The sequence below is a fragment of the Micromonospora sp. BL4 genome (genome assembly GCF_003667505.1).
Lineage (GTDB): Bacteria > Actinomycetota > Actinomycetes > Mycobacteriales > Micromonosporaceae > Micromonospora.
Genome location: NZ_RCVJ01000231.1, coordinates 1 through 9,708, shown reverse-complemented (window position 1 = coordinate 9,708; position 9,708 = coordinate 1). Strand labels below are relative to the sequence as shown.

The following is a 9,708-nucleotide window of genomic DNA, read 5'->3' as shown; positions in this document are numbered from 1 at the left end:
CCCTTGAGAAGGAGACCCCCAGTGTCCACGACCCCCCTGCTGGAACTACACGGGATCGACAAGAGCTTCGGTCCCGTCCAGGTGCTCCGCGACGTCGCCTTCACCGTCCACCCCGGCGAGGTGACCGCGCTGGTCGGTGACAACGGCGCCGGCAAGTCGACCCTGGTGAAATGCATCAGCGGCATCCACCCCACCGACGCCGGCGAGTTCCTGTTCAACGGCGAGCCGGTCCACATCGGCAACCCCCGCGACGCCGCCGCGCTCGGCATCGAGGTCGTCTACCAGGACCTCGCGCTCTGCGACAACCTCGACATCGTGCAGAACATGTTCCTCGGCCGGGAGCGGCGCAGCGGCATCATCCTGGACGAGCCGACCATGGAACAGCTCGCCGCCGAGACGCTGGCCGGGCTCTCCATCCGCACCGTCACCTCACTGCGCCAGCACGTCTCCAGCCTCTCCGGCGGTCAGCGCCAGACCGTGGCCATCGCCAAGGCGGTGCTGTGGAACAGCCGGCTGGTCATCCTGGACGAGCCGACCGCGGCGCTCGGCGTGGCACAGACCGCCCAGGTGCTCGAACTGGTCCGCCGGCTCGCCGACAACGGCCTGGCCGTGGTGCTCATCTCGCACAACATGAACGACGTCTTCGCCGTCTCCGACCGGATCGCCGCGCTGTACCTCGGCCAGATGGTCGCCCAGGTGAAGACCACCGACATCACCCATGCCCAGGTGGTCGAACTGATCACCGCCGGGCGCTCGGGCGGGCTCGGCCTCGCCACCGACCCGGGCAGCAACGGCGACGGCGCGCAGCCGGCCGACTCGATCTCAGGAGGCCACCGATGACCACCACCGCCGTGCGGAAGGACGGCCCCGCGGCCGTCACACCACCGCCGACCGTCGGCGGACACGTCCGCACCTACTGGAGCCGGGTACGCGGCGGCGACGTCGGCGCGCTGCCGGCGGTGCTCGGCCTGATCGTGCTCTGCACCGTCTTCGCGATCATGCGGCCGTCGTCGTTCCTGTCGGCCGGCAACTTCGCCAACCTCTTCACCCAGGGCGCCGCGGTCACGCTGATCGCGATGGGCCTGGTCTTCGTGCTGCTGCTCGGCGAGATCGACCTCTCCGCCGGCTTCGCCAGCGGCGTCTGCGCGGCGGTGCTGGCCAATGTGGTCACCGTGCTGGGCTACCCCTGGTGGGTCGCCGTGCTCGCCGCGGTCGCCACCGGTGTGGTCATCGGCACCAGCCTCGGCCTCCTGGTCGCCAAGATCGGCATTCCGTCCTTCGTGGTCACCCTCGCCGCCTTCCTCGCCTTCCAGGGCATCGTGCTGCTGCTCGTGAAGGAGGGCACCAACATCTCCGTCCGCGACGAGGTGCTGGTCGCCATCGCCAACCGCAACCTCGCCCCCACCCTGGGCTGGGTGCTGGCCGTCCTCGCGGTCGTCGGCTACGCGGCGGTGCAACTCCTGCGCCACCGCAACCGGGTGGCCCGCGGCCTGATCACCGATCCGATCGCGGTGGTGGCGCTGCGGATCGCAGGGCTCGCCGTCATCCTCGGTACGGCGGTGTACATCCTCAACCTGGAGCGCAGCCGCAACGTGCTGATCGTCTCGCTCAAGGGCGTGCCGATCGTGGTGCCGGTCATCGCGGCGCTGCTGATCATCTGGACCTTCGTGCTCCAGCGCACCAGCTACGGCCGGCACATCTACGCCGTGGGCGGCAACCGGGAGGCGGCCCGTCGCGCCGGCATCGAGGTGGATCGCATCCGCATCTCGGTCTTCGTGATCTGCTCCTCGATGGCCGCCATCGGTGGCATCGTGGCCGCCAGCCGAGCCAACTCCGTCGACCCGAACACCGGGGGCAGTAACGTACTGCTCTACGCGGTCGGCGCCGCAGTGATCGGCGGCACCAGCCTCTTCGGCGGCAAGGGCCGCGTCCTCGACGCCGTGCTCGGCGGCGCGGTGGTCGCGGTCATCGAAAACGGGATGGGCCTGATGGGATACAGCGCGGGAATCAAGTACGTGGTCACCGGCGTCGTCCTGCTGCTCGCCGCCAGCGTCGACGCGCTCTCCCGACGCCGCGCGGCAGCCACCGGCACCCGCTGACCGCGGGAGGTAGCACCGCGATGCGCCCGGCACCAAGCCAGGACGAGGTAAGACGGCAGAACCTCGGGGCACTGCTGCGGCACGTGCACGTCCACGGGGCGACCACACGTGCCGAACTCACCACCACGCTGGGCCTCAACCGCAGCACCATCGGCGCGCTGACCGCCGACCTGTCCGCGGTGGGACTGGTCAGCGAAGGCGCGCCGAAGGAGACCGGCCGGGCCGGACGGCCATCACTGGTCGTCCGGCCCGAATCGGCCCGGGTCTACGCGTACGCGTACTCCGTCGAGGTGGACCGGCTGCGCGCCGCCCGCGTCGGCCTGGGCGGCGCGGTGCTGGACCGCCGGGAACTGGACCGACCGCGCGGCCTGCTCGCCGCCGAGGCCGCGCCGCTGCTGGCCGGCGCGGTCAAGGAGATGCAGCAGGCGGTGCCCGGCGACGCGATCTGCGTGGGCGCCGGCGTCGCCGTCTGCGGCATGGTCCGCCGCGACGACGGCCTGGTCCGGCTCGGCCCCACCACCGGCTGGGTGGACGAACCGATCGGCGCGGCCCTCGGCGCCGAACTGGGCATCGACGTGCCGATCACGGTGGGCAACGTGGCCGACGTGGCCGCGTTCGCCGAGCACGCGCGAGGTGTCGCCGCCGGCTGCGACAACGTCATCTACCTGTACGGCGACGTCGGCGTGGGCGCCGGCATCATCGCCGGCGGGCGTCGGCTCACCGGGCACGGCGGGTACGGCGGCGAGGTCGGCCACATGAAGGTGGTCCGCGACGGCATGCCCTGCGAGTGCGGCTCCCGGGGCTGCTGGGAGACCGAGATCGGCGAGCACGGGCTGCTCCGTGCGGCCGGCCGCTCCGACGCCCGCGGCCGGGACGCGTTGCTGGCCGTCTTCGACGCCGCCGACCGGGGTGACGCCCGGGCCCAGACGGCGGTTCGCCAGGCCGGCGACTGGCTCGGCTTCGGGGTGGCCAACCTGGTCAACGTCTTCAACCCCGAGATGGTCATCTTCGGCGGCACCATGCGCGACCTCTACCTCGCCGCGGCGGCCCAGATCCGCAGCCGGCTCAACTCCAACGCGCTCGGCGCCTGCCTGGAGCACGTCCGGCTGCGCACCCCCAAACTGGGCGAGGACGCGCCCCTGATCGGCGCCGCCGAGCTGGCCTTCGAACGGCTGCTCGCCGACCCCCTCGACGTGGGCTGATCCGCGTACCCTGTCCGACGTGGATGTCGAGCTGCGCGCCTCCGACGACGACCGCAACCGGGTGGTCGCCGAGCTGCACCGGCACACCACGGCGGGCCGGCTCACCCTCGACGAGTTCTCCGACCGGGTGGGCGCGGTGTGGAGCACCCGCACCCTCGGCGACCTGGCCGCCCTGACCCGCGACCTGCCGGCCCTGCCCGACCCGGCCGCCGACGCCTCGGCCGGCGGCGATCCAGCCGGGCACGGCCGCCGCGAACTGCTGGTGCTCTTCGCCGTCGCCGCGCTCACCCTGCTGCTGCTCGGCGGCTTCCTCGCCGCCACCCGCTGATCCGCGCCGGCAACCGGTGAACTGATCGGGCGGTCAGTCCGTATCAGTGGACGGACGGGCAGCCGGCGACACACGGCTGCCCGGTCCAGACGCGTTTCGGTCCGGACCGAGGAGGCACCGCAGACATGGCACCGCTCAGATCCGCCCGTCGCCGGCTGGGCAACCGGACCCACCGGGCGGCGATGCTGCTCATCGCCGTCATCGCGGGGGTCGGTGTCCTGCCCGGCGTGGCCGTCGCCGCGCCCGCCGGCGGGCAGCAGCTCAACGCCGCCGACATGACCCTGCTCAACGGTGTGCGGCTGGCCGGCTTGTGGGAGATGCCGGCCGGTCAGATGGCCGCCGAGAAGGGACAGTCGGCCAAGGTCCGGGAGATCGGCGCGGGCATCGCCAACGAGCACCAGAAGCTCGACCAGCTCGTCGTGGACGCCGCCAACAAGCTGGGCGCGGCCATCCCGTCCGAGCCGACCGCCGAGCAGAAGGGCTGGCTGTCGGAGATGCAGAAGGCCTCCGGCGCCCGGTTCGACCAGATCTTCGTCACCCGGCTCCGGGTGGCCCACGGCAAGATCTTCCCGGTGATCGGCGCGGTGCGGGCGAGCACCCGGGACGCCACCGTCCGCAAGCTCTGCGACGACGCCAACGGCTTCGTGATGCACCACATGCAGATGCTGGAGAGCACCAACCTGGTGCGCTGGCCGGAGCTGCCGCCCGCGGCGCTGCCCGCCCCCGGCAACGACGGGCTGCTGGCCGCCGCCGCCGCGAACACCGGCCCGCAGGTCGGGGTCAGCAGTACCGTCGTCTGGCTGGTCTTCCTCGCCGCGCTGGGCACCGGCGGGATCGCCACCTACCGGATGCTGCGCCGCACCTGACCGTCGGCGGTCACCCCGCTGGTGGCGACCGGTCGCCGGGCTCGTCGCTGTGGTGCCAGGAGCGCCACAGCGCCGCGTACGAGCCACCGGCCGCCACCAGCTCGTCGTGCGGGCCCAGCTCGGTGATCCGGCCGTCCTCCACCACCGCCACCCGGTCGGCGTCGTGCGCCGAGAAGAGCCGATGCGCGATGGCGATCACGGTACGGCCGGCCAGCACGGCCGCCAGGGAACGTTCCAGCTCCCGGGCGGCACGCGGGTCGATCAGCGAGGTCGCCTCGTCCAGGACCAGGGTGTGCGGATCGGCCAGCACCAGCCGGGCCAGCGCCACCTGCTGCGACTGCGCCGGGGAGAGCGGGTGGCCACCCGCTCTCCCCGGCGCAGTCGCAGCAGGTGGCGCTGGCCCGGCTGGTGCTGGCCGATCCGCACACCCTGGTCCTGGACGAGGCGACCTCGCTGATCGACCCGCGTGCCGCCCGGGAGCTGGAACGTTCCCTGGCGGCCGTGCTGGCCGGCCGTACCGTGATCGCCATCGCGCATCGGCTCTTCTCGGCGCACGACGCCGACCGGGTGGCGGTGGTGGAGGACGGCCGGATCACCGAGCTGGGCCCGCACGACGAGCTGGTGGCGGCCGGTGGCTCGTACGCGGCGCTGTGGCGCTCCTGGCACCACAGCGACGAGCCCGGCGACCGGTCGCCACCAGCGGGGTGACCGCCGACGGTCAGGTGCGGCGCAGCATCCGGTAGGTGGCGATCCCGCCGGTGCCCAGCGCGGCGAGGAAGACCAGCCAGACGACGGTACTGCTGACCCCGACCTGCGGGCCGGTGTTCGCGGCGGCGGCGGCCAGCAGCCCGTCGTTGCCGGGGGCGGGCAGCGCCGCGGGCGGCAGCTCCGGCCAGCGCACCAGGTTGGTGCTCTCCAGCATCTGCATGTGGTGCATCACGAAGCCGTTGGCGTCGTCGCAGAGCTTGCGGACGGTGGCGTCCCGGGTGCTCGCCCGCACCGCGCCGATCACCGGGAAGATCTTGCCGTGGGCCACCCGGAGCCGGGTGACGAAGATCTGGTCGAACCGGGCGCCGGAGGCCTTCTGCATCTCCGACAGCCAGCCCTTCTGCTCGGCGGTCGGCTCGGACGGGATGGCCGCGCCCAGCTTGTTGGCGGCGTCCACGACGAGCTGGTCGAGCTTCTGGTGCTCGTTGGCGATGCCCGCGCCGATCTCCCGGACCTTGGCCGACTGTCCCTTCTCGGCGGCCATCTGACCGGCCGGCATCTCCCACAAGCCGGCCAGCCGCACACCGTTGAGCAGGGTCATGTCGGCGGCGTTGAGCTGCTGCCCGCCGGCGGGCGCGGCGACGGCCACGCCGGGCAGGACACCGACCCCCGCGATGACGGCGATGAGCAGCATCGCCGCCCGGTGGGTCCGGTTGCCCAGCCGGCGACGGGCGGATCTGAGCGGTGCCATGTCTGCGGTGCCTCCTCGGTCCGGACCGAAACGCGTCTGGACCGGGCAGCCGTGTGTCGCCGGCTGCCCGTCCGTCCACTGATACGGACTGACCGCCCGATCAGTTCACCGGTTGCCGGCGCGGATCAGCGGGTGGCGGCGAGGAAGCCGCCGAGCAGCAGCAGGGTGAGCGCGGCGACGGCGAAGAGCACCAGCAGTTCGCGGCGGCCGTGCCCGGCTGGATCGCCGCCGGCCGAGGCGTCGGCGGCCGGGTCGGGCAGGGCCGGCAGGTCGCGGGTCAGGGCGGCCAGGTCGCCGAGGGTGCGGGTGCTCCACACCGCGCCCACCCGGTCGGAGAACTCGTCGAGGGTGAGCCGGCCCGCCGTGGTGTGCCGGTGCAGCTCGGCGACCACCCGGTTGCGGTCGTCGTCGGAGGCGCGCAGCTCGACATCCACGTCGGACAGGGTACGCGGATCAGCCCACGTCGAGGGGGTCGGCGAGCAGCCGTTCGAAGGCCAGCTCGGCGGCGCCGATCAGGGGCGCGTCCTCGCCCAGTTTGGGGGTGCGCAGCCGGACGTGCTCCAGGCAGGCGCCGAGCGCGTTGGAGTTGAGCCGGCTGCGGATCTGGGCCGCCGCGGCGAGGTAGAGGTCGCGCATGGTGCCGCCGAAGATGACCATCTCGGGGTTGAAGACGTTGACCAGGTTGGCCACCCCGAAGCCGAGCCAGTCGCCGGCCTGGCGAACCGCCGTCTGGGCCCGGGCGTCACCCCGGTCGGCGGCGTCGAAGACGGCCAGCAACGCGTCCCGGCCGCGGGCGTCGGAGCGGCCGGCCGCACGGAGCAGCCCGTGCTCGCCGATCTCGGTCTCCCAGCAGCCCCGGGAGCCGCACTCGCAGGGCATGCCGTCGCGGACCACCTTCATGTGGCCGACCTCGCCGCCGTACCCGCCGTGCCCGGTGAGCCGACGCCCGCCGGCGATGATGCCGGCGCCCACGCCGACGTCGCCGTACAGGTAGATGACGTTGTCGCAGCCGGCGGCGACACCTCGCGCGTGCTCGGCGAACGCGGCCACGTCGGCCACGTTGCCCACCGTGATCGGCACGTCGATGCCCAGTTCGGCGCCGAGGGCCGCGCCGATCGGTTCGTCCACCCAGCCGGTGGTGGGGCCGAGCCGGACCAGGCCGTCGTCGCGGCGGACCATGCCGCAGACGGCGACGCCGGCGCCCACGCAGATCGCGTCGCCGGGCACCGCCTGCTGCATCTCCTTGACCGCGCCGGCCAGCAGCGGCGCGGCCTCGGCGGCGAGCAGGCCGCGCGGTCGGTCCAGTTCCCGGCGGTCCAGCACCGCGCCGCCCAGGCCGACGCGGGCGGCGCGCAGCCGGTCCACCTCGACGGAGTACGCGTACGCGTAGACCCGGGCCGATTCGGGCCGGACGACCAGTGATGGCCGTCCGGCCCGGCCGGTCTCCTTCGGCGCGCCTTCGCTGACCAGTCCCACCGCGGACAGGTCGGCGGTCAGCGCGCCGATGGTGCTGCGGTTGAGGCCCAGCGTGGTGGTGAGTTCGGCACGTGTGGTCGCCCCGTGGACGTGCACGTGCCGCAGCAGTGCCCCGAGGTTCTGCCGTCTTACCTCGTCCTGGCTTGGTGCCGGGCGCATCGCGGTGCTACCTCCCGCGGTCAGCGGGTGCCGGTGGCTGCCGCGCGGCGTCGGGAGAGCGCGTCGACGCTGGCGGCGAGCAGCAGGACGACGCCGGTGACCACGTACTTGATTCCCGCGCTGTATCCCATCAGGCCCATCCCGTTTTCGATGACCGCGACCACCGCGCCGCCGAGCACGGCGTCGAGGACGCGGCCCTTGCCGCCGAAGAGGCTGGTGCCGCCGATCACTGCGGCGCCGACCGCGTAGAGCAGTACGTTACTGCCCCCGGTGTTCGGGTCGACGGAGTTGGCTCGGCTGGCGGCCACGATGCCACCGATGGCGGCCATCGAGGAGCAGATCACGAAGACCGAGATGCGGATGCGATCCACCTCGATGCCGGCGCGACGGGCCGCCTCCCGGTTGCCGCCCACGGCGTAGATGTGCCGGCCGTAGCTGGTGCGCTGGAGCACGAAGGTCCAGATGATCAGCAGCGCCGCGATGACCGGCACCACGATCGGCACGCCCTTGAGCGAGACGATCAGCACGTTGCGGCTGCGCTCCAGGTTGAGGATGTACACCGCCGTACCGAGGATGACGGCGAGCCCTGCGATCCGCAGCGCCACCACCGCGATCGGATCGGTGATCAGGCCGCGGGCCACCCGGTTGCGGTGGCGCAGGAGTTGCACCGCCGCGTAGCCGACGACCGCGAGGACGGCCAGCACCCAGCCCAGGGTGGGGGCGAGGTTGCGGTTGGCGATGGCGACCAGCACCTCGTCGCGGACGGAGATGTTGGTGCCCTCCTTCACGAGCAGCAGCACGATGCCCTGGAAGGCGAGGAAGGCGGCGAGGGTGACCACGAAGGACGGAATGCCGATCTTGGCGACCAGGAGGCCGAGGCTGGTGCCGATGACCACACCGGTGGCGACCGCGGCGAGCACGGCGACCCACCAGGGGTAGCCCAGCACGGTGACCACATTGGCCAGCACCGCCGCGCAGACGCCGCTGGCGAAGCCGGCGGAGAGGTCGATCTCGCCGAGCAGCAGCACGAAGACCAGGCCCATCGCGATCAGCGTGACCGCGGCGCCCTGGGTGAAGAGGTTGGCGAAGTTGCCGGCCGACAGGAACGACGACGGCCGCATGATCGCGAAGACGGTGCAGAGCACGATCAGGCCGAGCACCGCCGGCAGCGCGCCGACGTCGCCGCCGCGTACCCGGCTCCAGTAGGTGCGGACGTGTCCGCCGACGGTCGGCGGTGGTGTGACGGCCGCGGGGCCGTCCTTCCGCACGGCGGTGGTGGTCATCGGTGGCCTCCTGAGATCGAGTCGGCCGGCTGCGCGCCGTCGCCGTTGCTGCCCGGGTCGGTGGCGAGGCCGAGCCCGCCCGAGCGCCCGGCGGTGATCAGTTCGACCACCTGGGCATGGGTGATGTCGGTGGTCTTCACCTGGGCGACCATCTGGCCGAGGTACAGCGCGGCGATCCGGTCGGAGACGGCGAAGACGTCGTTCATGTTGTGCGAGATGAGCACCACGGCCAGGCCGTTGTCGGCGAGCCGGCGGACCAGTTCGAGCACCTGGGCGGTCTGTGCCACGCCGAGCGCCGCGGTCGGCTCGTCCAGGATGACCAGCCGGCTGTTCCACAGCACCGCCTTGGCGATGGCCACGGTCTGGCGCTGACCGCCGGAGAGGCTGGAGACGTGCTGGCGCAGTGAGGTGACGGTGCGGATGGAGAGCCCGGCCAGCGTCTCGGCGGCGAGCTGTTCCATGGTCGGCTCGTCCAGGATGATGCCGCTGCGCCGCTCCCGGCCGAGGAACATGTTCTGCACGATGTCGAGGTTGTCGCAGAGCGCGAGGTCCTGGTAGACGACCTCGATGCCGAGCGCGGCGGCGTCGCGGGGGTTGCCGATGTGGACCGGCTCGCCGTTGAACAGGAACTCGCCGGCGTCGGTGGGGTGGATGCCGCTGATGCATTTCACCAGGGTCGACTTGCCGGCGCCGTTGTCACCGACCAGCGCGGTCACCTCGCCGGGGTGGACGGTGAAGGCGACGTCGCGGAGCACCTGGACGGGACCGAAGCTCTTGTCGATCCCGTGTAGTTCCAGCAGGGGGGTCGTGGACACTGGGGGTCTCCTTCTCAAGGG

Annotated in this window: 10 protein-coding genes and 2 pseudogenes; 6 read left to right on the top strand and 6 right to left on the bottom strand. The window is 72.5% G+C overall.

Features of this window, described 5'->3' with window-relative positions; genetic code table 11:
* Positions 1–21 precede the first annotated feature (21 nt).
* The 5 genes from EAD89_RS28610 to EAD89_RS28630 all read left to right on the top strand — a co-directional run bounded on the left by EAD89_RS28610 (position 22) and on the right by EAD89_RS28630 (position 4,495).
* Positions 22–840 (top strand): ATP-binding cassette domain-containing protein, encoded by an 819-nt coding sequence (locus EAD89_RS28610; RefSeq protein ID WP_121677873.1) that lies wholly within the window; start codon positions 22–24, stop codon positions 838–840.
* A complete protein-coding gene (locus EAD89_RS28615) occupies positions 837–2,099 on the top strand; it encodes a sugar ABC transporter permease (RefSeq protein WP_121653993.1) in 1,263 nt (420 codons plus the stop codon). Before EAD89_RS28610 ends, EAD89_RS28615 begins: the two co-directional genes overlap by 4 nt.
* A gap of 20 nt (positions 2,100–2,119) precedes the next feature.
* A complete protein-coding gene (locus EAD89_RS28620) occupies positions 2,120–3,301 on the top strand; it encodes an ROK family protein (RefSeq protein ID WP_121653992.1) in 1,182 nt (393 codons plus the stop codon).
* 19 nt (positions 3,302–3,320) lie between these two features.
* Complete coding sequence (locus EAD89_RS28625) at positions 3,321–3,629, top strand: DUF1707 domain-containing protein (RefSeq protein ID WP_121677874.1); 309 nt, start codon at positions 3,321–3,323, stop codon at positions 3,627–3,629.
* A 125-nt stretch (positions 3,630–3,754) separates the two neighbouring features.
* Positions 3,755–4,495 carry a DUF4142 domain-containing protein gene (locus tag EAD89_RS28630; protein ID WP_121653990.1) on the top strand — a complete coding sequence of 247 codons (741 nt, stop codon included), beginning with the start codon at positions 3,755–3,757 and terminating at the stop codon, positions 4,493–4,495.
* 10 nt (positions 4,496–4,505) lie between these two features.
* On the opposite strand, the pseudogene EAD89_RS28635 reads toward EAD89_RS28630, so the two are convergent.
* A pseudogene (locus EAD89_RS28635) lies at positions 4,506–4,862 on the bottom strand (ABC transporter ATP-binding protein); the annotation flags it as partial.
* Between EAD89_RS28635 and EAD89_RS28640 the strand changes: the two are divergent.
* A pseudogene (locus EAD89_RS28640) lies at positions 4,847–5,203 on the top strand (ABC transporter ATP-binding protein); the annotation flags it as partial. The pseudogenes EAD89_RS28635 and EAD89_RS28640 overlap by 16 nt on opposite strands.
* A 10-nt stretch (positions 5,204–5,213) precedes the next feature.
* Here EAD89_RS28640 and EAD89_RS28645 read toward each other — a convergent pair.
* From EAD89_RS28645 to EAD89_RS28665, 5 genes are all read right to left on the bottom strand, one after another.
* Positions 5,214–5,954 carry a DUF4142 domain-containing protein gene (locus EAD89_RS28645; RefSeq protein WP_121653990.1) on the bottom strand — a complete coding sequence of 247 codons (741 nt, stop codon included), beginning with the start codon at positions 5,952–5,954 and terminating at the stop codon, positions 5,214–5,216.
* 125 nt (positions 5,955–6,079) lie between these two features.
* Positions 6,080–6,388 carry a DUF1707 domain-containing protein gene (locus tag EAD89_RS28650; protein WP_121677874.1) on the bottom strand — a complete coding sequence of 103 codons (309 nt, stop codon included), beginning with the start codon at positions 6,386–6,388 and terminating at the stop codon, positions 6,080–6,082.
* A gap of 19 nt (positions 6,389–6,407) precedes the next feature.
* A complete protein-coding gene (locus EAD89_RS28655) occupies positions 6,408–7,589 on the bottom strand; it encodes an ROK family protein (protein WP_121653992.1) in 1,182 nt (393 codons plus the stop codon).
* 20 nt (positions 7,590–7,609) lie between these two features.
* Complete coding sequence (locus EAD89_RS28660; protein WP_121653993.1) at positions 7,610–8,872, bottom strand: sugar ABC transporter permease; 1,263 nt, start codon at positions 8,870–8,872, stop codon at positions 7,610–7,612.
* Complete coding sequence (locus EAD89_RS28665) at positions 8,869–9,687, bottom strand: ATP-binding cassette domain-containing protein (RefSeq protein ID WP_121677873.1); 819 nt, start codon at positions 9,685–9,687, stop codon at positions 8,869–8,871. The genes EAD89_RS28660 and EAD89_RS28665 overlap by 4 nt, the downstream gene beginning before the upstream one ends.
* Between the last annotated feature and the right edge of the window lie 21 nt (positions 9,688–9,708).

Bases quoted from the DNA above. Each gene is read 5' to 3' on its own strand.
- EAD89_RS28615 (WP_121653993.1), top strand. From the start codon at position 837: ATGACCACCACCGCCGTGCGGAAGGACGGCCCCGCGGCCGTCACACCA.
- EAD89_RS28620 (WP_121653992.1), top strand. From the start codon at position 2,120: ATGCGCCCGGCACCAAGCCAGGACGAGGTAAGACGGCAGAACCTCGGG.
- EAD89_RS28630 (WP_121653990.1), top strand. From the start codon at position 3,755: ATGGCACCGCTCAGATCCGCCCGTCGCCGGCTGGGCAACCGGACCCAC.
- EAD89_RS28645 (WP_121653990.1), bottom strand. From the start codon at position 5,954: ATGGCACCGCTCAGATCCGCCCGTCGCCGGCTGGGCAACCGGACCCAC.
- EAD89_RS28655 (WP_121653992.1), bottom strand. From the start codon at position 7,589: ATGCGCCCGGCACCAAGCCAGGACGAGGTAAGACGGCAGAACCTCGGG.
- EAD89_RS28660 (WP_121653993.1), bottom strand. From the start codon at position 8,872: ATGACCACCACCGCCGTGCGGAAGGACGGCCCCGCGGCCGTCACACCA.